Origin of the sequence: Pseudoduganella chitinolytica, from assembly GCF_029028125.1 — a bacterium.
Lineage (GTDB): Bacteria > Pseudomonadota > Gammaproteobacteria > Burkholderiales > Burkholderiaceae_D > Rugamonas > Rugamonas chitinolytica.
The window spans coordinates 498,044-520,103 of the sequence record NZ_CP119083.1 but is presented as its reverse complement, the minus strand read 5'-3'; the positions used below and the strand labels follow the sequence as shown (position 1 = coordinate 520,103).

The 22,060-nt window shown below is 63.2% G+C and carries 21 protein-coding genes and 1 tRNA gene; all 22 read right to left on the bottom strand.

From position 1 onward, the window contains the following. Positions 1 to 6 precede the first annotated feature (6 nt). The 22 genes from PX653_RS02340 to PX653_RS02235 all read right to left on the bottom strand — a co-directional run bounded on the left by PX653_RS02340 (position 7) and on the right by PX653_RS02235 (position 21,982). Positions 7 to 1,503, bottom strand: a complete 1,497-nt coding sequence (locus PX653_RS02340; protein ID WP_277416341.1) for an NADH-quinone oxidoreductase subunit M — start codon at positions 1,501 to 1,503, stop codon at positions 7 to 9. Between the two features lie 25 nt (positions 1,504 to 1,528). After that, positions 1,529 to 3,631 carry an NADH-quinone oxidoreductase subunit L gene (gene nuoL / locus PX653_RS02335; protein ID WP_277416340.1) on the bottom strand — a complete coding sequence of 701 codons (2,103 nt, stop codon included), beginning with the start codon at positions 3,629 to 3,631 and terminating at the stop codon, positions 1,529 to 1,531. Positions 3,632 to 3,668: 37 nt separating this feature from the next. Continuing rightward, a complete protein-coding gene (nuoK, locus tag PX653_RS02330; protein ID WP_028104269.1) occupies positions 3,669 to 3,977 on the bottom strand; it encodes an NADH-quinone oxidoreductase subunit NuoK in 309 nt (102 codons plus the stop codon). Next, positions 3,974 to 4,615, bottom strand: coding sequence for an NADH-quinone oxidoreductase subunit J (locus PX653_RS02325; RefSeq protein WP_277416339.1), 642 nt, complete (start codon positions 4,613 to 4,615; stop codon positions 3,974 to 3,976). The genes nuoK and PX653_RS02325 overlap by 4 nt, the downstream gene beginning before the upstream one ends. Before the next feature lie 26 nt (positions 4,616 to 4,641). Beyond that, entirely contained in the window at positions 4,642 to 5,130 is a 489-nt protein-coding gene (gene nuoI, locus PX653_RS02320) for an NADH-quinone oxidoreductase subunit NuoI (RefSeq protein WP_107143090.1), read from the bottom strand. Between the two features lie 12 nt (positions 5,131 to 5,142). Further along, positions 5,143 to 6,222: an NADH-quinone oxidoreductase subunit NuoH gene (gene nuoH / locus PX653_RS02315; RefSeq protein WP_277416338.1), complete on the bottom strand. Its 1,080-nt coding sequence runs from the start codon at positions 6,220 to 6,222 to the stop codon at positions 5,143 to 5,145. Next, positions 6,222 to 8,564, bottom strand: coding sequence for an NADH-quinone oxidoreductase subunit NuoG (gene nuoG / locus PX653_RS02310; protein ID WP_277416337.1), 2,343 nt, complete (start codon positions 8,562 to 8,564; stop codon positions 6,222 to 6,224). Before nuoG ends, nuoH begins: the two co-directional genes overlap by 1 nt. Positions 8,565 to 8,574: 10 nt before the next feature. Beyond that, positions 8,575 to 9,873 carry an NADH-quinone oxidoreductase subunit NuoF gene (nuoF, locus tag PX653_RS02305; protein WP_277416336.1) on the bottom strand — a complete coding sequence of 433 codons (1,299 nt, stop codon included), beginning with the start codon at positions 9,871 to 9,873 and terminating at the stop codon, positions 8,575 to 8,577. Beyond that, complete coding sequence (gene nuoE / locus PX653_RS02300; protein ID WP_277416335.1) at positions 9,870 to 10,346, bottom strand: NADH-quinone oxidoreductase subunit NuoE; 477 nt, start codon at positions 10,344 to 10,346, stop codon at positions 9,870 to 9,872. The genes nuoF and nuoE overlap by 4 nt, the downstream gene beginning before the upstream one ends. 15 nt (positions 10,347 to 10,361) lie before the next feature. Continuing rightward, entirely contained in the window at positions 10,362 to 11,615 is a 1,254-nt protein-coding gene (locus tag PX653_RS02295) for an NADH-quinone oxidoreductase subunit D (RefSeq protein ID WP_277416334.1), read from the bottom strand. Then, entirely contained in the window at positions 11,615 to 12,208 is a 594-nt protein-coding gene (locus tag PX653_RS02290; RefSeq protein ID WP_277416333.1) for an NADH-quinone oxidoreductase subunit C, read from the bottom strand. Before PX653_RS02290 ends, PX653_RS02295 begins: the two co-directional genes overlap by 1 nt. A gap of 17 nt (positions 12,209 to 12,225) precedes the next feature. After that, positions 12,226 to 12,702, bottom strand: coding sequence for a NuoB/complex I 20 kDa subunit family protein (locus PX653_RS02285; RefSeq protein ID WP_107143097.1), 477 nt, complete (start codon positions 12,700 to 12,702; stop codon positions 12,226 to 12,228). Positions 12,703 to 12,705: 3 nt separating this feature from the next. After that, entirely contained in the window at positions 12,706 to 13,065 is a 360-nt protein-coding gene (locus PX653_RS02280; protein WP_134384327.1) for an NADH-quinone oxidoreductase subunit A, read from the bottom strand. A gap of 180 nt (positions 13,066 to 13,245) precedes the next feature. Next, positions 13,246 to 13,330, bottom strand: a tRNA-Leu gene (locus PX653_RS02275). Between the two features lie 97 nt (positions 13,331 to 13,427). After that, positions 13,428 to 13,868: a preprotein translocase subunit SecG gene (gene secG / locus PX653_RS02270; RefSeq protein ID WP_277416332.1), complete on the bottom strand. Its 441-nt coding sequence runs from the start codon at positions 13,866 to 13,868 to the stop codon at positions 13,428 to 13,430. Between the two features lie 48 nt (positions 13,869 to 13,916). Continuing rightward, the gene (gene tpiA, locus PX653_RS02265; protein WP_277416331.1) at positions 13,917 to 14,666 is read right to left on the bottom strand and encodes a triose-phosphate isomerase; all 750 of its coding nucleotides are present in this window, start codon (positions 14,664 to 14,666) and stop codon (positions 13,917 to 13,919) included. A gap of 145 nt (positions 14,667 to 14,811) precedes the next feature. Next, positions 14,812 to 15,798, bottom strand: a complete 987-nt coding sequence (locus PX653_RS02260; RefSeq protein WP_277416330.1) for an NAD(P)H-quinone oxidoreductase — start codon at positions 15,796 to 15,798, stop codon at positions 14,812 to 14,814. Between the two features lie 58 nt (positions 15,799 to 15,856). Next, positions 15,857 to 16,123 (bottom strand): PAAR domain-containing protein, encoded by a 267-nt coding sequence (locus PX653_RS02255; protein WP_277416329.1) that lies wholly within the window; start codon positions 16,121 to 16,123, stop codon positions 15,857 to 15,859. 2 nt (positions 16,124 to 16,125) lie between these two features. Next, entirely contained in the window at positions 16,126 to 17,463 is a 1,338-nt protein-coding gene (locus PX653_RS02250) for a T6SS immunity protein Tli4 family protein (RefSeq protein WP_277416328.1), read from the bottom strand. Next, positions 17,441 to 19,228, bottom strand: a complete 1,788-nt coding sequence (locus PX653_RS02245) for an esterase/lipase family protein (protein ID WP_277416327.1) — start codon at positions 19,226 to 19,228, stop codon at positions 17,441 to 17,443. Before PX653_RS02245 ends, PX653_RS02250 begins: the two co-directional genes overlap by 23 nt. 15 nt (positions 19,229 to 19,243) lie before the next feature. Then, entirely contained in the window at positions 19,244 to 20,791 is a 1,548-nt protein-coding gene (locus PX653_RS02240; RefSeq protein ID WP_277416326.1) for a DUF2345 domain-containing protein, read from the bottom strand. A gap of 24 nt (positions 20,792 to 20,815) precedes the next feature. After that, complete coding sequence (locus tag PX653_RS02235) at positions 20,816 to 21,982, bottom strand: type VI secretion system Vgr family protein (RefSeq protein WP_277416325.1); 1,167 nt, start codon at positions 21,980 to 21,982, stop codon at positions 20,816 to 20,818. Positions 21,983 to 22,060: the final 78 nt, after the last annotated feature.

Here is a 22,060-nt window from a genome sequence, read left to right as displayed (position 1 = left end):
CTGCAATCAAGGTGCGGTCAGTGCCAGCTTGCTCTGCGCGGCATGCTTCAGCAGGTCCGCCACGGAAGTCTGCATCGTGTCGGTGAACGGCGCCGGATACAGGCCCATCGCCAGCACCGCGATCGCCAGCACGCCCAGCATGAAGAACTCGCGGCCGTTGATGTCGGTCAGTTCGGCCACGTGGTGGTTCGTCACCTTGCCGAAGATGACGCGCTTGGCCATCCACAGCGAATAGGCGGCGCCCAGGATCAGCGCGGTCGCGGCCAGGATGCCCGTCACGAAGTTGAACTGCACGGCGCCCAGGATGACCATGAACTCGCCGACGAAGCCGGATGTCGCCGGCAGGCCGCAGTTGGCCATCGAGAACAGGATGAAGAACGCGGCGAAGCGCGGCATCTTGTTGACGACGCCGCCGTAGTCGGCGATCTGGCGCGAGTGGGCGCGGTCGTACAGCACGCCGATGCACAGGAACATGGCGCCCGACACGAAGCCGTGCGAGATCATCTGCATGATGGCGCCTTGCGTGCCCATGTCGTTGAACATGAAGAAGCCCAGCGTGACGAAGCCCATGTGCGCGATCGACGAGTAGGCGACCAGCTTCTTCATGTCCTTCTGCACCAGGGCCACCAGGCCCACGTAGATGACGGCGATCAGCGACAGCACGATGACGACGGGCGCCAGGTAGTGCGACGCGTCAGGCACGATCGGCAGCGAGAAACGCAGGAAACCGTAGGCGCCCAGCTTCAGCATGATCGCGGCCAGCACGGCGGAACCGCCGGTCGGTGCTTCCACGTGGACGTCCGGCAGCCAGGTGTGCACCGGGAACATCGGCACCTTGACGGCAAAGGCCATGAAGAACGCCACGAAGATGGCGATCTGCTCGGGCATCGACAGCGGCAGCTGGTGCCATGCCAGGATGTCCCAGCTGCCCGACTTGTTGTACAGGTAGATCACGGCCACCAAGGTCAGCAGCGAGCCGAAGAAGGTGTACAGGAAGAACTTGAACGCCGCGTACACGCGGTTGGCACCGCCCCACACGCCGATGATGATGTACATCGGGATCAGGGTCGCTTCGAAGAAGAAGTAGAACAGCAGGCCGTCCAGCGCGCAGAACACGCCGATCATCAGGCCCGACAGGATCAGGAACGCGCCCATGTACTGGGCGACGCGGTCCTGGATCACTTCCCAGGCCGAGATCACGACGATGATCGTGATGAAGGCCGTCAGCGGCACGAACCACAGCGACATGCCGTCGATGCCCAGCGAGTAGAAGATGTTGAAGCGTTCGATCCACGGCGCCTTCTCGACGAACTGCATGCCGTGGGCGGCATTGTCGAACTGCGTGAACAGCGGGATCGTCGGCAGCAGCGAAACGATGGAACCGATCAGTGCCAGCACGCGCACCAGGCCGGCGCGCGAGTCGCGGCCGATCGCCAGGATGACGAGGCCGAACAGCACCGGCAACCAGATCGACAGGCTCAGGTAAGGAATTTGTGACTGCATCTTTTATCTCTTTTGCGTGTCGGTGTTAAGCGTGCCAGAACGGCAGGAAGTACACCAGGAAGCCCAGGATGCCGATGATCATGACGAACGCGTAGTGGTAGATGTAGCCGGTCTGGCCCAGGCGCGTCAGCGACGAGATCCAGCCCACCAGTTTCGCGCTGCCGTTGACGACCAGGCCGTCGATCAGCGCACGGTCGCCCACTTGCCACAGGCCGTTGCCCAGCACGCGCGCGCCCTTGGCGAACACGGCCTGGTTGAACGCGTCCATGTAGTACTTGTTGTCCAGCAGCGTGTGCAGGAACTTGAACTTGCTGTAGAACCAGGCAGGTACGCGCGGGTTGATCATGTAGCAGTAGTAGGCCGCCGCGACGCCGGCCAGGGCCAGCCAGAACGGTGCCGTCATCAGGCCGTGGATCGCCATGGCCAGCGGGCCGTGGAATTCCGCGGACAGTTCGCGCATCGCCGCATGCTTGGCGTGGTCGACGAAGATGACGTTGTCGAAGAACGTCCCGTGCAGCATCGGGCCGATCGCCAGGAAGCCGATGATCACCGAAGGAATCGCCAGCATCACCAGCGGGAACCAGACGACGAACGGCGACTCGTGCGGTTTCTCGCCCGGTGCCAGGCCGTGGTGGCCGTGGTCATCTTCTTCCTCTTCATGGTGCGCATCCGAATCGTGCTTGGCATGCGGGTCGCCATGGGCGGCCTTCGCCGTCGCGTGGTCGTCATGATGGCCGTGCGCGTGGGCCTGGCCGAAGCGCTCCTTGCCGTGGAAGACGAGGAAGTACATGCGGAACGAGTAGAACGCCGTGACGAACACGCCGGCCAGGACCGCGAAGTTGGCGAAGCCGGCACCCGGGATGTGGGTGGCGTGCACCGCCTCGATGATCGAGTCCTTCGAGTAGAAGCCCGAGAACAGCGGCGTACCGATCAGTGCCAGGGAACCCAGCAGGGACGTGATCCACGTGATCGGCATGTACTTGCGCAGGCCGCCCATGTTGCGGATGTCCTGGTCGTGGTGCATGCCGATGATGACCGAACCCGCGCCCAGGAACAGCAGCGCCTTGAAGAATGCGTGCGTCATCAGGTGGAACACGGCGACCGAGTAGGCCGACGCGCCCAGCGCGACGGTCATGTAGCCCAGCTGCGACAGCGTGGAGTACGCGACGACGCGCTTGATGTCGTTCTGGATGATGCCCAGGAAGCCCATGAACAGCGCGGTGATCGAGCCGATGACCAGCACGAACGACAGCGCCACGTCCGACAGCTCGAACAGCGGCGACATGCGCGACACCATGAAGATGCCGGCGGTAACCATCGTCGCCGCGTGGATCAGTGCGGAGATCGGGGTCGGGCCTTCCATCGAGTCGGGCAGCCACACGTGCAGCGGGAACTGGGCCGATTTGCCCATCGCGCCGATGAACAGGCAGATGCACGCCACGGTCAGCAGCATCCAGTCGGTGCCCGGCAGGGTCAGCAGGGCCAGTTGCTCGCGCTTGGCGAACACTTCCTGGTAGTCCATCGTGCCGGCGTATGCCAGCAGCAGGCCGATACCCAGGATGAAGCCGAAGTCGCCCACGCGGTTGACCAGGAACGCCTTCATGTTGGCGAAGATCGCCGTCGGACGCTTGTACCAGAAGCCGATCAGGAGGTACGACACCAGGCCCACCGCTTCCCAGCCGAAGAACAGCTGCAGGAAGTTATTGGACATCACCAGCATCAGCATCGAGAAGGTGAACAGCGAAATATACGAGAAGAAGCGGTTGTAACCTTCGTCTTCAGCCATATATCCGATGGTGTAGATGTGCACCATCAGCGAGACGAACGTGACGACGCACATCATCATCGCCGTCAGCGAGTCGATCTGGAAGCCGACGACCAGGTCGATGCCGGCCACGGTCATCCAGCGGTAGACCGTGCCGTTGAACGTCTCGCCGTCCAGCACCTGCAGCAGGGTCTGGAACGAGATCAGGAACGCGACCAGCACGCCCAGGATGGTCGCGACCGTCGAGACCTTGCGGCCGGCCACGTTGCCGAAGAACTTCGTGCCCAGCAGGCCCGCGATCGCGGAACCTGCCAGCGGCGCCAGCGGTACCGCGAGAAGAAGGTTAGGGTTAAGCCCCGTCATGATGAACCTTGTCTGTTTATTATTCGAGGGTTAATAACTAGCCTTTGAGGCTGTCCAGGTCTTCGACGTTGATGGTGTCCAGGTTACGGAACATCACCACCAGGATCGCCAGGCCGATTGCCGATTCGGCAGCCGCGACGGTCAGGATGAAGAAGACGAAGATCTGCCCGGCCGCATCGCCCAGGTAATGGGAGAACGCGATGAAGTTCATGTTCACCGCCAGCAGCATCAGCTCGATGGCCATCAGCAGCACGATGACGTTCTTGCGGTTCAGGAAAATACCCACGATCGAGATCGCGAACAGGATCGCGCCCAGGACCAGGTAGTGTGCCAGCGATAAAGTCATGGTGCCTCCTTCGTTGCGGCGGCTTCGGCCAGCAGTTTCGCGTCCGACTTGACCGCATCCATCTTGACGATCTTCAGGCGGTCGTTGCGCTTGACGCGTACGGCCTCGCCCGGATCGAAGTACTTGATGTCCTTGCGCTTGCGCAGGGTCAGCGCCACGGCGGCGATGATCGCCACCAGCAGGATCACTGCCGCGATCTCGAAGGCGTAGATGTACTGGGTATAGATCAGCTTGCCCAGTTCCTTGGTGGTGCCGATGGTGCCCGCGGCAGCCGGGGCCTGCGGACCGGCCACGCCCCAGCTGCGCCACAGCACGGAAGCCATCTCCAGCACGATGATGCCGCCGACGATCGACGCGACGGGCAGGTAATTCCAGAACCCTTCGCGCAGCTTGGTGTTGTCGATGTCGATCATCATGACGACGAACAGGAACAGCACCATCACGGCGCCCACGTACACCAGCACGAGGACGATCGCCAGGAACTCGGCTTTGAGCAGCATCCAGATGCCGCCCGCCTGGAAGAACGCCAGCACCAGGAACAGTGCTGCCGTCACGGGATTACGCGCAGTGATGACGCGCGCCGCGGCCACGACCATGATGGTCGAGAACACGTAGAACAATACGGTTATGAAGTCCATGTAAATCCTGATCAGGTTGGTTTCGATCAGCGGTACGCCGCGTCCGCCGCCCGGTTGGCGGCGATGTCCGCTTCATAGCGGTCGCCGACAGCCAGCAGCATCTCTTTGGTGTAGTACAGATCGCCGCGCTTCTCGCCGTGGTACTCCAGCACGTGGGTTTCCACGATCGAGTCGACCGGGCAGGATTCCTCGCAGAAGCCGCAGAAGATGCACTTGGTCAGGTCGATGTCGTAGCGCGTCGTGCGGCGGGTGCCGTCGTCGCGCTGTTCGGACTCGATCGTGATCGCCATCGCCGGGCACACCGCCTCGCACAGCTTGCAGGCGATGCAGCGCTCTTCACCGTTCGGATAGCGGCGCAGCGCGTGCAGGCCGCGGAAGCGCGGCGACATCGGCGTCTTCTCTTCCGGGTACTGCACGGTGATCTTGCGCGAGAACATGTACTTGCCCGTCAGCGCCATCCCTTTGATCAGTTCGGACAGCAGCAGGCTGCCGAAAAAGTCTTTTACTCGTTCCATTTTGCGCTTCCCTTACTTCCAAATATTCCAGGACGTCTGCATCCAGCAGGCCACCAGCACCAGCCAGAACAGGGTCAGCGGGATGAATACCTTCCAGCCCAGACGCATGATCTGGTCGTAACGGTAACGCGGGAAGGTACCACGCACCCAGATGAACACCGAGACCAGCAGGAACGTCTTCAGGAACAGCCAGAAGAAGCCGCCGAAACCGCCCCAGAATTCAAGGAACTTGAACGGTGCCTGCCAGCCACCCAGGAACATGATCGACGCCAGCGTGCCGATCAGGATCAGGTTGGCGTATTCGGCCAGCATGAACATCGCGTACGACATGCCCGAGTACTCGACCATGTGGCCGGCCACGATTTCCGACTCGCCCTCGACCACGTCGAACGGGTGACGATTGCTTTCGGCCAGGCCGCAGGTCAGGTAGACGACGAACAGCGGCAGCAGCGGCAACCAGTTCCACGACAGGAACGTCAGGCCCATGTCGGCGAACTGGCCGCGGCCTTGCCCGTTGACGATGTCGATGAAGTTCAGCGAACCGGACACCATCAGCACGACCACCAGGGCGAAGCCCATCGGGATTTCATACGAGATCATCTGCGCCGATGCCCGCATCGCGCCCATGAACGAGTACTTCGAGTTGGACGACCAGCCGGCGATGATGATGCCGTAGACTTCCATCGACGTGATCGCCAAGAGCAGCAACAGGCCCGCGTTGACGTTGGCCAGCACGGCCTCCGGACCGAACGGCACGACCGACCAGGCGGCCAGCGCCGGCATGATCGTCATGATCGGGCCGATCACGAACAGGCCGCGCACGGCCTTGCTCGGGATGACGATTTCCTTGAACAGCAGCTTCAACGCGTCGGCGATCGGCTGCAGCAAGCCCATCGGACCCACGCGGTTGGGGCCGATACGGATCTGGATCCAGCCGATCAGCTTGCGTTCCCACAGCGTGGCGTAGGCAACCAGGCCCATCAGCGGCAGCAGCACGCACAGCAGCTTGATCATCGTCCAGACGAGCGGCCACACGGGGCCCAGCAGGGCCTCGCCGTTGGTGGTAATGGTGTTGACGAATTCCAGCGCCATTATTTGCCCTCCCCTGCTTTGGCAACGGAGATGGGGCCGAACATGTCGCCCAGCGTTGCCGTCGATGCGTGTGCGGCAGGCACGCGCACCACGTTGGCCGGCAGCGACGCGTCGACGCGCGCGGCCAGGATCGCGGAACCGGTACCTTGCAGCACCTGCACCATGTCGCCGTCCTTGACGCCGATCTGTTCGGCCAGGGCCTGCGAGATGTGCGCCTTCGGCGGCGCGGCGTCAGGCGTGGCCTGCAGCGGCGCCGAGCGGCGCACCAGCGCGTCGGCGAAGTAGATCGGCACGTCGGCGACGCGTTCCAGCTTGTCGCCGGCGCCGAACGACGCGGCCTTGACGGCAGCCTTCGTCACGTTGGACAGCTTGTCCGACACGTCGGCCACGCCCTTGCCCAGCACTTCGTCGCGGATCGCTTCCGAGGTTTCGTAGTCGAAGCCCGGCAGGCCCAGGATGTTGCCCAGCACGCGCAGCACCTTCCAGGCCGGACGCGCTTCGCCCAGCGGCTTGACGGTGCCGTTGAAGCTCTGCACGCGGCCTTCGCAGTTGACGAACGTGCCGGACGTCTCGGCGAACGGCGCGACCGGCAGCAGCACGTCGGCATACTCGGCGCCGTGCTTGAAGGCAGACATGACGACCACCATCTCGGCCGCGTTCAGCGCGGCCACGGCGGCTTGCGGGTTGGCCGCATCCAGTTCCGGCTCCGCGTTCAGCAGCAGGTAGGCCTTCTTCGGCACGGCGAACGCCGGCGCGGCCTTGGCGGCGGTGGCGCCGACCAGGTAGCCGCCCACGGTATTCGCCGCTTCCGTCAGCACGCCCAGCTTGGCGCCGGTCGCGTTGGCGATCCATTGCGCGGCGGCGTGAATCTGCGACGCCTGCGGGTGGTGCACGGCGGCGTTGCCCAGGAAGACGGCCTGATGACGGGTAGCTGCGTCACCAGCGATCAGCGCGGCGGCGACAGCCTTGGCGGCATCGTTCGCTTCGACGTTCTCGAAACCGGCCGGGGCGCCCTCGCCCTTCGCTTGCGCGACGGCGGAGACGATGCCCGACAGGACGGCCAGCCAGTCCGACGGTGCGGCGACGATGTTCGTCGCGACCTTGATCAGGCTGTCGTCACCGGTGGCGGCGATCAGCGCCACCTTGGCGCCGTTCTTGGCCGCGGCACGCAGGCGCGTGGCCAGCAGCGGGTGATCCTTGCGCAGGAACGAACCGATGACCAGTGCGCCCTGCAGGGTCGACACGTCGGCGATCGGCATGCCCAGCCATGGGGTGACTTCGCCGTCCAGCGCGAAGTCGGCCTGGCGCAGGCGGAAGTCGACGTTCTCGAAGCCGACGCCGGACGCCAGCTTCTTCAGCAGCGCCAGTTCCTCGACGGTCGAGTGGGCGGTCGCGTACGCGGCGACCGCGTCCGCACCGTGTTCGTGCTTGATGTTCTTCAGGCCGTGCGCCACGTACTCCAGCGCCGTCTGCCAATCCACTTCCTTCCACTGGCCGCCTTGCTTGAGCATCGGCTGCGTCAGGCGCTCGGTCGAATCCAGCGCTTCATACGAGAAGCGGTCCTTGTCGGAAATCCAGCACTCGTTGATGGCTTCGTTTTCCAGCGGCAGCACGCGCTTGACCTTGCCCTGCTTGACCTGGACGATCAGGTTGGCACCCAGGCCGTCGTGCGGCGACACCGATTTGCGGCGCGACAGTTCCCACGTACGGGCGCTGTAGCGGAACGGCTTCGACGTCAGCGCGCCCACCGGGCACAGGTCGATCATGTTGCCCGACATTTCGGAGCTGACCGCCTCGCCGACGAACGTCGTGATTTCCGAGTGCTCGCCGCGGCCCAGCATGCCCAGTTCCATGACGCCGGCCACTTCCTGGCCGAAACGCACGCAACGGGTGCACTGGATGCAGCGGCTCATTTCCTGCATGTTCACCAGCGGGCCGGCATCCTTCGGCACGACCACGCGCTTGTCTTCCTCGTAGCGCGAGCTGTTGTTGCCATAGCCCACGGCCAGATCCTGCAGCTGGCACTCGCCGCCCTGGTCGCAGATGGGGCAATCCAGCGGGTGGTTAATCAGCAGGAATTCCATGACGCTCTTCTGCGCCTGGACGGCCTTCTCGCTGTGCGAGCGCACGATCATGCCGGCGGAGACCGGCGTGGCGCAGGCTGGCAGCGGCTTCGGCGCCTTTTCCACTTCGACCAGGCACATCCGGCAGTTCGCCGCGATCGACAATTTCTTGTGATAGCAGAAGTGCGGGATGTAGGTGCCCAGCTTGTTGGCAGCATCCATCACCATCGAACCCGGTGGGACTTCTACCTTTTTGCCGTCAATTTCGATTTCAACCATGATTGAACGCTTAGTAGGCCGAGACAGGCACCAGGCAGTGCTTGTGCTCGACGTGATATTCGAATTCCTCGCGGAACTGCTTGATGAACGCCCGGACCGGCATCGCGGCCGCATCGCCCAGCGCGCAGATGGTGCGGCCCTGGATGTTGTCGGCGATCGAGTTCAGCATGTCCAGGTCGGTCTGGCGACCCTGGCCGTTCTCGATGCGATGGATCATCCGGTACATCCAGCCCGTGCCCTCGCGGCACGGCGTGCACTGGCCGCACGATTCCTCGTAGTAGAAGTAGGACAGGCGTTCCAGCGCCTTGACCATGCAGCGCGTCTCGTCCATGACAATGACGGCGCCCGAGCCCAGCATCGAGCCGGCCTTGGCGATCGAGTCATAGTCCAGGTCGGTCTGCATCATGATGTCGCCACGCACGACCGGTGCCGACGAACCGCCGGGAATCACGGCCTTGATCTTCTTGCCGCCGCGCATGCCGCCGGCCAGTTCCATCAGCTTGGCGAACGGGGTGCCCAGCGGCACCTCGTAGTTGCCCGGACGCTCGACGTCGCCAGAGATCGAGAAGATCTTCGTGCCGCCGTTGTTTGGCTTGCCCAGGCCCAGGTAGTTCTCGGCGCCGATGTTCAGGATGAACGGCACGGCTGCGAACGTTTCCGTGTTGTTGATCGTGGTCGGCTTGCCGTACAGGCCGAACGACGCGGGGAACGGCGGCTTGAAGCGCGGTTGGCCCTTCTTGCCTTCCAGCGATTCCAGCAGCGCGGTTTCCTCGCCGCAGATGTAGGCGCCGTAGCCGTGGTGCGCGTGCAGCTGGAAGCTGAACTCGGAACCCAGGATCCTGTCGCCCAGGTAGCCCGCCGCGCGCGCCTCTTCCAGCGCTTCCTCGAAGCGCAGGTATTCCTGGAAGATCTCGCCGTGGATGTAGTTGTAGCCCACGGTGATACCCATCGCATAAGCGCCGATGGCCATGCCTTCGATCAGGGCATGGGGGTTGTAGCGGATGATGTCGCGGTCCTTGAACGTGCCCGGCTCGCCTTCGTCGGTGTTGCAGACGAGGTATTTCTGGCCCGGGAACTGGCGTGGCATGAAGCTCCACTTCAGGCCGGTCGGGAAACCGGCGCCGCCGCGGCCGCGCAGGCCCGACGTCTTCAGCTCGGCGATGATGGTTTCCGGTGCGATCTTTTCTTCCAGGATGCGACGCAGCGCGGAGTAACCGCCGCGCTTGACGTAGTCTTCCAGGTGCCAGTTGTCGCCGTTCAGATCCTTCAGGATCAGGGGATTGATGTGACGGTCGTGCAGCGAGGTCATTTCTTCAGTTCCTCCACGAGGGCGTCGATCTTTTCGGTGCTCATGAACGAGCACATGCGGTGGTTATTCACCAGCATCACGGGGGCGTCGCCGCAGGCGCCCATGCACTCGCCTTCCATCAGCGTGAACTCGCCGTCGTCGGTGGTGCCGCGGTAGTCGATGCCCAGCTTGTGCTTCAGGTGTTCGCCGGCCTTCACGCCACCGGAGAGTGCGCATGGCAGGTTGGTGCACACGGTGATCTTGTGCTTGCCGACCGGCTTCAGGTTGTACATGTTGTAGAAGGTCGCGACTTCCTGCACGGCGATGGCCGGCATGCCGATGTAGTCGGCGATTTCCTTCATCGTTTCAGGCGACAGCCAACCCAGTTCCACCTGGGCGTGGGCCAGCGAGGCCATCACGGCCGACTGGCGCTGGTCGGCCGGGTACTTGGCCAGCTCGCGGTCGATTTTCTTGTAGCACTGCTCGGATAACATAATTCTTTCGCCTTCTTATCGGTCGATACTGCCGAAAACGATGTCTTGCGTACCAATGATGGTGACGGCGTCGGCGATCATGTGGCCACGCGCCATTTCATCCAGGCTCTGCAGGTGAGCATAGTCCGGGGTACGGAACTTCAGCCGGTACGGCTTGTTGGCGCCGTCGGACACGATGTAGACGCCGAACTCGCCCTTCGGATGCTCGACGGCGGAGTACGCCTCGCCCGGCGGCACGTGGAAGCCTTCCTGGAACAACTTGAAGTGGTGGATCAGCGATTCCATGTTGGACTTCATGTCCACGCGCGACGGCGGCGCGACCTTGCGGTTGGCCGTGATCACGGGACCCGGGTTGTTGCGCAGCCACTCGACGCACTGCTTGATGATGCGGTTCGACTGGCGCAGCTCTTCCACGCGCACCAGGTAGCGGTCGTAGCAGTCGCCGTTGGTGCCGATCGGGATGTCGAAGTCCATCAGGTCGTACACTTCGTACGGCTGGTTCTTGCGCAGGTCCCACTTGACGCCGGAGCCGCGCAGCATTGCGCCCGTGAAGCCCATGGCCAGCGCGTCTTCGGGCGAGACCACGCCGATGCCGACCGTACGCTGTTTCCAGATGCGGTTGTCGGTCAGCAGGGTCTCGTATTCGTCGACGTAGCCGGGGAAGCGATTGGTGAAGGCTTCCAGGAAGTCCAGCAGCGAGCCCTGGCGGTGTTCGTTCAGCTTGTCGATTTCCTTCTTGCTGCGGATCGACGAAGGACGGTGCTGCGGCATCGCGTCCGGCAGGTCGCGGTAGACGCCACCCGGACGGTAGTAGGCCGCGTGCATGCGCGCGCCCGACACCGCCTCATAGCAGTCGAACAGGTCTTCGCGGTCGCGGAAGCAATACAGAAACGGCCCCATCGCGCCCACGTCCAGCGCGTGCGCGCCCAGCCACATCAGGTGGTTCAGGATACGGGTGATCTCGTCGAACATCACGCGGATGTACTGCGCGCGCAGCGGTACTTCCAGGCCCAGCAGCTTCTCGATGGCCATCACGTAGCCGTGCTCGTTGCACATCATCGACACGTAGTCGAGGCGGTCCGTGTACGGCACCGACTGCAGGTAGGTCTTCTGCTCGGCCAGCTTTTCGGTGGCGCGGTGCAGCAGGCCGATGTGGGGGTCGGCACGCTGGATGACTTCGCCGTCCAGCTCCAGCACCAGGCGCAACACGCCGTGCGCTGCCGGGTGCTGCGGACCAAAGTTCAGGGTGTAATTCTTAATTTCAGCCATTATTTCATCCCGTATTTTTCTTCGCGGATCACGCGCGGCACGTTCTCGCGCGGCTCGATCGTCACCGGCTGGTAGATTACGCGCTTCTGTTCGGCGTCGTAGCGCATCTCGACGTGGCCGGACACGGGGAAATCCTTGCGGAACGGGTGACCGATGAAGCCGTAGTCGGTCAGGATGCGGCGCAGGTCGCTGTGACCCTCGAACAGGATGCCGTACAGGTCGAACGCCTCGCGCTCGTACCAGTTGGCGGCGCGCCAGATGTCGGTCACGCTCTGCACCAGCGGCATGTCGTCGTCCGGGCAGAACACGCGCACGCGCACGCGCCAGTTGTGCTTCACCGACAGCAGGTGCGTGACGGCCGCGAAGCGCGGACCTTCCCACGTGCCTTCGCCGTAGGTGGAATAGTCGACGCCGCACAGGTCGATCAGCGTATCGAACCCCAGTGCGGCGTCATCGCGCAGCGTCTGCATGACGGCGTGATAGTCGTCGGCCTTGACGACGAGGGTGATTTCACCCAGCGCGACCGTCGTAGCGACGCGCTCCCCCAGGGCGCCGGCCAGTGCGCCCTGCAATGCTTCCAGATGTGTAGTCATATTCTTGCGCGCCCCGTTTATCGTGCGATCGTATTGGTGCGCTTGATCTTGTTTTGCAGCTGCAGGATGCCGTACAGCAGAGCTTCGGCGGTGGGAGGACAGCCCGGCACGTAGATATCGACGGGCACGATGCGGTCGCAACCGCGCACGACGGAGTACGAGTAGTGATAGTAGCCGCCGCCGTTGGCGCAGGTGCCCATCGAGATGACCCAGCGCGGCTCGGACATCTGGTCGTAGACCTTGCGCAGTGCCGGCGCCATCTTGTTGCACAGCGTGCCGGCAACGATCATCACGTCGGACTGGCGTGGCGACGGGCGGAACACGACGCCGAAGCGGTCCATGTCGTAACGGGCCGCGCCCACGTGCATCATTTCGACCGCACAGCAGGCCAGACCGAACGTCATCGGGAACATCGACCCGGTACGCGCCCAGTTGATCAGCTTGTCGGCCGAGGTGGTGATGAAACCTTCGTTTAATACGCCTTCAATAGCCATGGCTTATTCCCAATCAAGGGCACCTTTCTTCCAGATATACCAAAAACCGACAACGAACTCGGCGATGAATATCATCATCGTGACGAAGCCCTGCCAGCCCAGTTCGCGCATGGAGACGCCCCACGGGAAGAAGAATGCAGTTTCCAGGTCGAACAAAATAAACAGGATTGCGACGAGGTAGTAACGCACGTCGAATTTCATGCGCGCGTCTTCGAAGGCTTCGAAGCCGCACTCGTAGGGGGACAGTTTCGCCGCATCGGGCTTGTGCGGGCCAAGCAGACGGCCAAGCACCTGGGGCACTACGCCGACACCGATGCCGACGAGCAGGAACAGAAGTACGGGGAAGTAATTTTCGAGGTTCACGGTAGGATCACAGCTGTTGTTGAACGATCGGTCAGGAGAGTGCTGCACCAAGGTGGGTACAGCCAACGCTCGACCCCAATCAACGCTGAGACCAGGATCAAACGACACATCCTCGTAAAAAAACCAGCTGCAGGCATGAGGGCAACTCAGGCGCCTTGTGCTGGCTTCTTCTCAAATCTTTGGTGCCGACGACGAGACTCGAACTCGTACAGCTTGCGCCACTACCCCCTCAAGATAGCGTGTCTACCAATTTCACCACGTCGGCATTAAGGCCGCTATTCTACTCTTCTTTACGCACTTTGTTAATGAACTTTGTCGTAAATCAAAGCAAAAAAGCGGAATAAATCGAAGAATGCTTAGTTTTACTTCGGAATCTGGTTTGCTGGCGCGCCATTGGCGGCGCCCGCGGCCGGCGCGGCAGGCGTACCCGCGGCCGGTGCCTGGGCAGCCGGCGCTGCAGGCGCGGCCGCCGGGGCCTGTGCTGGTGCGGCGGCACCAGGGATCGCGGCCGAACCGGAGACCGGTGCCGTGATGTTCGACAGCACGCCCGTGTTGCCGGTCGCACGCTGCGTGGCCAGGGCCGACAGTCCCAGCGTGGCGGCAAAGAAGATCGCCGCCGCGAAAGCCGTCGACTTCGACATGAAGTTCGACGAACCCGTCGCGCCGAACAGGCTGCCGGAGGCGCCGGAACCGAAGGCGGCGCCCATGTCGGCGCCCTTGCCGTGCTGCAGCAGCACCAGGGCGATGATGGCCAGGGCCGACAGGACTTGTACTACGACGACCAGATTGAACAAGGTGTTCATGCTATTCCAATTCTCTCTATTGCTTGGGTGGTTACTGCACTTGAAAACTTAACCTGCCGCGTGGACGATGGCGAGGAAATCCGCCACCTTCAGCGACGCGCCGCCGATCAGGCCGCCATCGATGTCCGCCTGCGCCAGCAAATCCTTGGCATTCTCCGGCTTCATGCTGCCGCCGTAAAGGATGGGCATGTTGGCCGCGGCCACCGGGTTGCGCTCGGCGACCTGCTTGCGCAGCATGCCGTGCACTTCCTGCGCCAGCGCTGGCGTGGCGGTCCTGCCGGTGCCGATGGCCCAGACCGGTTCGTAGGCCAGCACGATCTTTTCGACGGCCGCCGCTTCCAGCACGTCCAGCACCGCTTGCAGTTGCGCACATACAACAACATTGGTGCGACCGGCCTCGCGTTCCTCCAGCGTTTCGCCCACGCAGACGACCGGCGTCAGGCCGGCGTTCAGTGCCGCCAGCACTTTCTGCGCGACGACTTCGTTGGTTTCCTGGTGGTACGCGCGGCGCTCGGAGTGGCCGCACAGGACATAGCGGCAACCGAATTCCTGCAGCATCGATGCCGCGACCTCGCCCGTATAGGCGCCGGCGGCATAGGCCGACACGTCCTGCGCGCCCCAGGCGACGGGCGTGCCCGTCAGCTCGGACTGGCATTGTGCCAGATATGGCGCGGGCGCGCAGACGCCGCAATCGGCATTCTTGGCGGCATAGCCGGCCACGATCCCGCGTAATAATACCGAATTCGCGGCAAGGCTGCCGTTCATTTTCCAGTTGCCGATGACCAGTTTGCGTCGCATAGTACTCCGGGCGGTTGATAAACAATAAACCCGCAATTGTAGCTTGGGCCATAAAGCCGGGTCAAACGGATGAGGTGCAGCGCAGGGCGCCAGGCACCCGTCCGTGGGTCGCCGACCCATGGATGGGTGCCTGGCACCTTCGGGTTTAAGGCTTAATCACCTGCAACATGATCTTGCCCACGTGCGTGGAAGACTCCATCAGCGCATGCGCATCGGCCGCCTGCTCCAGCGGGAAGCTTTCGTAGATGACGGGCTTGATGCGCCCTTCGCCGAACAGCGGCCACACCTTGTCCTGCAGCTGGCGCGCGATGGCGCCCTTGAACGCGACGGAACGAGGCCGCAAGGTGGAACCGGTGATCGTCAGGCGGCGGCGCAGCACCTGCCCCATGTCGAGCGTGCCCTTGGCGCCGCCCAGCAGTGCGATGATGGCGATGCGGCCGTCGTCGGCCAGGCAGTTGATCTCGCGTCCCAGGTAGTCGCCGCCCACCATGTCGAGGATGACGTCGACGCCATTGTCGCCCGTCAGCTGCTTGACGACCGCGGCAAAGTCCTCGTGGCGGTAGTTGATGCCGCGTTCGGCGCCCAGCTGCTCGCAGGCACGGGCCTTGTCCTCGCTGCCGGCGGTGGCAAACACGCGGTTGCCCATCGCATTGGCCAGCTGGATGGCCGTGACGCCGATGCCGGACGTGCCGCCCTGCACCAGCAGCGACTCGCCCGGCCCCAGCCGGGCGCGGTCGAACACGTTGCTCCACACGGTAAAGTAATTCTCCGGCAGCGACGCGGCCTCCAGCGGCGACAAACCGTGCGGCACGGGCAGGCATTGCTCGACGGGTGCCGTCACGACCTCGGCATAGCCGCCGCCCTGCACCAGCGCGCACACCATGTCGCCCGCCTTGAAGGGCGAATTGGCCAGGTCCCCGTCGATGATCTCGCCGGCCACTTCCAGCCCCGGCAGGTCGGAAGCGCCCGGCGGCGGTGCGTAGTTGCCCTGGCGCTGGAACACGTCGGGCCGGTTGATGCCGGCCGCATGAACACGGATGCGCAGCTCCCCCGCCTTCGGTTCCGGCATCGGCCGCTGGCACAGCTGCAATACCTCGGGTCCGCCCGGCTTGGTGATCTCGATCGCGCGCATGGTTGTCCTTTCGATAAAGGACAGATTCTAGCGCAGGGGCGCCGAAGGCGTGGCGCCCTTACCCCGAGTGGAACTTGCTCGTGCTGGCCAGCAGTGTGGCGCCGCAGGTCGTCTTGTTGCCTTCGTAGGCCACCGCCACGCCGTCGATCCTGTGCTTGCCGTTGCCATCGGCGATCTTGCACTGCTCGTGGCCCTTGATGGGGCAACTGCACTGGTCGCCCACTCGCGCGACGGCGATGCCCCCGACCTTGAAGTGGGTGGCGGACACGCTCGTCACCTTGCCACCGTGGGAAGTGCGGTCGCCCAGGCGGATCACGTTGGGCATGGTTACTCCTCGTAGGCGACCAGTTGCCACATCGCCGCCGTCTTGTACGTCGGCTGCTCGCCCTTCAGCTGCTGCCACAGCGACGGCTTGCCGGCCAGGGTCGCCATCGGCATCGGCGCGCCCTCCTCCATGCGCTGGCGCGGCAATGCCTTCGCCGCTTCCGGCTCGCATGGCTGCCACCAGCCGGTTTGCGGGCAACTGCGCCCGGTCACCGCACGCTCGCCCAGCGGCTTGCGTGCTGCCGCGGGCGTCGTCGCTTTCGTTGTGGTGGGACGCACGCGGATCGTGCTGGTGATCGCATCCCAGACTGCTACCGCTTCCTCGTCTGTCAAGGTGGGTTTGACGGCGCCGGCGAGGTTGTCTGATACGCCGGTTTGCATCTGGATGTCAGCGTACGGCTTGAAGACGTCGTTGGGCACGCCTCTGACATCCATAACGAAATCGTGGTGGCCGTGTACACCCGGCTGATCCGGCGAACGCGACACAGCTTCCCACCCGTTCAACCAGTCATGGATCTGACGCGGGCCTCTGCGGAAATAGACCGTTTTCAACATCGGATGATTTAAGTCCTCAGCTCTTTGCTCTTTCTCCAGTTGTGCCAGCTGCCATTCCAGCGAGTTCCCCTCCGAATGAAAAGGGTTTGAGGGACCCACGAAAATTGACACGTGCGTATCGGGGAATTCTTTCAGGCGGAAGCCGATACGAATGTGTGCGATGGTCGCCTCTCCACCCGCCACAGGCTTATCCCTGAGGAAGGCGTATTCGAGGCAATTGCCAGGCTCAGTGGGCACTTCTCCTTCAACTCGTCGCCGCAGACGCTGAGCAATACTTTTTATGTCCGTAACGGTTTCGTCTCCATCTTCCTGCAAAGGGCGGGCGTCGATGATGAAGCCATCATTTCCCCACGAAAAATAGCCATTAATCTTCAGCTCTCTCATTGCATCAAACCCTTCGTAGCCAGCAATAATTCGTCCAGATGGCTCCTCGATGTGCTCGTCCGACAAGAGTAATGGTATATGGTCGTGATAGATCGCCTTGCTGCTCTTCAGCTCGTCGATGAATTTCTGTGCCTCTTCATTTACCTCTTTCGCAGCGTCCGGGTAGACCGCTATCCCGAGATCGACAGACCCGCTGCCCCAAGAAACCGTCGCCGTTGCCGGGACATCGACGACAAACCTGCCAAAACAGACCGTTTTCGTCGTCTCGAATATTGTTTTAAGGCGGGGCGTGAGCGCAGTCATATTGGGAGCTCCATATTGTGGCGAACGGTGATTGCAGGCGGCAAGCAGCATACTGATCGCGGCAAGACAGCCAACGCTAACTGATCGAATCGAATTCATGCTTGTCTTCCTTCACACATGTCCACTTTGCCCGCTGGGCAATTCGTACGATGCAGTACAGCGTGGAAGCTATAACGTGCGGGTCCTTGCAGCTCGACTGATGTTCGTAGCCGACCTGGCGGAACACACCTTTGAACTTTCCACTGCGCAGTTGATGATCTGCCGATTTGGCGGGCACCGTCTGATCGCCAGGCGCGCTGGGCGGCGTTAGCGTGGCATAAATCGATGCCGGCGTGCCAATGCTGAAGCCCTTTGAAAACGGCGTGTTCGGCTGATCTCTCTGCCACCTGGCTACCTCGAGCCGGCCCTGTCGGTCATCGTCAACGATGGGCCAGTCCCGCCAGCCAGTCGTGTCCACGCAGTGCTCGCTAATTTCCCACACGACCTCCCCAAAGCTCTGCCGCCCGGCGTCTGCGCCGTAATGCGCGTAACTGTTGGGATGAAACGTATTCCTAATCGCTTTGTGAAAGCTTTGCGCCTTGTCAAGATAACTGCAAGTCCGCTGGAATGTACCGCCGCCCATCTTTGGGGTGAGTCCGCTAGGATTGATCCAGTCTTTCCGCAACAGCGAGTACCATTTGCCGTCCGTTTTATAGATTTCAGCATACGGGTCACCCGTTTTGGGCCAGGCGTCGAGTTCGAGTCCTCTGTGTAGTACACGCAACCAACCGTTTCCATAGGCATCTGTCGGCAACAGCTCGAGTCCACCGCGAGAATTCGCCAACACCGCCGTCACTTCGTCGCCGAAATTGCCAGCGACTTTGGCACCGATACTTCCCTTGATATCCCTTAGAAGGCCGGGATCTTCGAATCCTGCCCTGATACGCTTGTAGCCAGCTGGCGCGCCGATTGCCGGCATTACGCCATGTACTATGCCTGCCACGCTATCTTGCAAATTGCCGAAGTCAGGGTGCACCAGAGCACGGCCAACCAGGCCGCCCATCGAGTGGGTGACCACAACCACCTGGTTGCATTCGTAACCGCTCTTGATGAGCGCTTCGATTAGCGCAGTGATCCGCTTTGCAATCATTCGGGCGCTTTCGCCGTTCGATTGCAGCCAGTTGTATCCAAGCGCGTAGACGGGAAACCAGCAACCGCTCACCACCTGTTTCAGTTCCTCTTCGGTAAGCGGCACCTGCGGCAGCTCCGGTACTGGCCACCAAGCAGTTGTTTCGGCACCAATAACATCGAGCCACTCGGGCCGCAGTTTGCAGTCAGAAAATGTATTGTTGAGGCGCGATTCCATACGCTGCAACAGCTCGCCGTAACTGCCGAAATACACTTCTCCCCAACCCCGAGACCTGGCCTTTTGCGTTGCCGTACGCCCGTTCTTTACTGTCGGCGGATCATCGACCAGCATGGGGGATGGAAAACGAGCGTCGAGCTCGACATTCTTATGCCGTTCGTCGCCGCTGACCGCCGAAGGACCTGAGGGGTTGTACACGTCGACTGTCGTGCAGAGCGGATCTAGCGCCAACTGCCGATTTACCGGTTTTTCGGTCGAGGCGCCCCTTGCATTGTCCTTTCCGAGACTGTCTGGTCGCCATGCGATATTGTCCTTTCTCTTCAACAGCGCCTGGCGCTCCGCGCTCATGCGCAAATTTGATCCCATGATCCCAGGTAGAAAAATCACCGGCAGCGCCCGCTTGGGCAAAAACCGCGCACACTGCGGCTTCTTGTCCTCTTTCGGCGTACCAAATCCTTCCGCCTTGCAGGCAGCCTCTTTGTGCTGCTGCGCAGGTAGTGCGTGTTCGACGCTCTTCATTTTTTCCAGGCCTCCTCAGTCCTGTTCGTTCAACGCTTCGACCGTGTAGCGCCCGAACGGAATCTCGATATTGAAACGCTCGGTCTTCCCATCCCCATCGGTGCGGCCTTCGATGACGCGCCCATCCTCCGTCGTAATCCGATAACGCTGCTGCTTCATCGGTTCGTCCGTGCCGATCCAGCGCAGCACCGTTTGCTGGTCGTGTGCCGTCTGACTTGTCGGCGGCGGAGCGGCGGGCACCTCGCCGTCACCTGGCCCCACATGCGCGAATTCGGACGACTTGATCGTGTGCGTGCCGCTGCTTTGCTGCGTGATGACGCCGCCGCCCAGCTCGACCTGTGCGCCTTGGGCCACGAAGCGGATCTTCGGCGCCTGCAGCACGATTTCATCCGTTGCCGTCAGCACGATCCGTTTCGACGACGTGACCTCGATATCGTCCGTATGCGTCTGCAGTTCCAGCTTGCCGCTGGCGGCGATCAGCTGGATGCCGAGCCGGTGCGCGAACAGGCTGATGCTGTCAAGCGCACGGGCCAGCAGCTTCTTACCGACCGACAGCTGGGTGCTGCCGAGACTGACGACATCGATGTCCGTCTGCGCGCCGATCGCGACGTTGTCGTTGGCGGTGAGGGCCACGCCAGCCGGTCCCGCGACAGCGACGACAGGTGCGCCGCCCTCCCCGCCGGCCTGCGTATTGCTGCCCGCTTCCCATTGCCGCAGGTAGCCGCCCAGCTGGCGCAGGCGCGTGCCGTCGGTCTCGCCCGCATGATGCGTGGACGACAGGCGCGACAACTCCTGCTGCACCATCTGCAGCGCCTCCATCAGCCCCGTGGTCTCGGCGCGGGCCAGCTGCGTGTCGCCGGCCGCGGCACTGACCAGCACCCCGGCAGCGCCACGGATCGCCACCGCCCCGTCGCTGCGCAGTTCCGCGCCCTCGCCGCGCGGCTCGCCTCTGCCGTCGCTACGCGGGTCGGTCAACCATCCGAGATTCAATTCGCTGTGCGCATGTTCGCTGGCCAGTTGGGCGCTGATCTGCCCTGGCGTATCGTCCAGCCGCAGCTGGTTGCAGCGGCCGCCCTGCACTTCCTTGCTGACGATACCGCCCACGCAGCGGTTGGCAGGCAATGTGCCGACGTGGCTGAACGCCGCCGGGCGCGCGACGCCGTTGTAGACCTGCGCGACGACGATCGGCTTGTCCGGATCGCCGCCCAGGAAATCGACGATGACTTCCGTGCCCACGCGCGGCAGCGCCAGCGCTCCCCACCGTTCGCCCGCCCAGCTGGAGGCGACGCGCACCCATGCCGAGTCCCGCTCGCTGTCGCTGGCACCGGCGCCCTGTGCGTGGTCGTGGTCTTCCGCGCGGGTGCAGGGAAAACGCACCTTGATGCGGCCTAGCTCGTCGCAATGGATCTCCTCGCCGGCCGGTCCCACGACCAGCGCGCTTTGCAGCCGCGGGCGCGGCAAGTCCGTGCGCGGGTCGAACGCCGGCACGATCGGCGTACCGCGTCGCACGCAGGTAAAACGGTTGGCGTAGCGGGTGCCGCGCTCGGCGCTCGCTTCGTGCAAGGCCGGCCCGACGTCGCGGCCGGTCTAACCGCTGGCCACGAACAGCCGCCGTACCCGATCGTCGAGCTGCTTGGGCAGGTTGTTGGCGGCGTCGATCGCCAGGCTCGTGACGATGAACTCGCGCCCGGTCGGCGGATGCCTGTCGATCTCGGGATGACCGGCCAGCGCGAACCACTGGCCCACGCCCAGCGTGCGCACGCTGCCCTCGCCCTGGAAGCGCTTCGATTCGTATTCGTGGCGCTGCATGCGCAGTTCGCCCAGCGCACGGTAGTCGTCGCCATCGCTGCCGGCGTGCGGCACTTCGACCAGGTGATCGTCCAGGCCCGCGGCGAAGTCGTTGCCCATCGTGCCCTGGTCGATGCAGGACGCGGTATTGGCCGCCATCGTGCGCGCCTGCACGTAGTCCCAACTGTGGCGCGCCAGCGCGCCCGGCCTGAGCGAGCGCACGGCGCCCCACGCCGTGATCGCGTCGCGCTCCTCGGTGGCGGCGTCGCGGTGGAAGCGCACCGTCCCGGCGATGTTCTGTTCCAGCCTGAAGCCATCGTCGAACAGGACCAGCGTATGCATCGGCGCGTCGGCGTCGGCAGGCGTGCTCGCGCTCCCCGGCCGGATGAACCAGGCGATGCCGCGCCGCTGCCACAGCCGGCGCAGGAACGCGGCGTCCGATTCGTTGTGTTGCATCGTGAATTCGCGTGCCGGGTACGTGCCCGTCACGTGCGACCAGTCGACGTCGAACGCCCGGGCCAGCACGGGATTGCGCTGGCGCCATTCGTCCAGGATGACGCTGGCGATATCGAGCTCGCTGCGCTGGCGGAACACCCGGGTGTTGGTGCGCTGGTCCATCAGCGCCAGCGCGTCGCGCAGCACCAGCCGGTAGGTGGCCAGGCCGCCGTCGCTGTGGCCGGCCGCCGTTTCCGCCACGATGCCGCAAAGCGCATGCAGCTCGCCCCGGTCGGTCACGAACTCCACCGCGGCCGGCAAGGCGACCAGCTCTTTCAGCGGCAGGTCGGCCCGCAGCGAGACGCACAGCAAACGGTACTCGATGCCACCGCAGATTGTCTCGCCGCCGCTGACGTGCTGCACCATCAGCACGTCGTCCAGCACCCCGTCGCGCTGGGCCAGCCGCAACCGGATGGGACGGTTCGCTTGCGACAGGCCGGCAAGCGCGGCGGTCAGGTCGTTCAGGTTCATGCGGCATCCCCGGCGGTCGTGGCCGCACAGGTGTGCAAGGCCGAGCGACCATTATCCGAATTGACGCCAGGAAAGTTC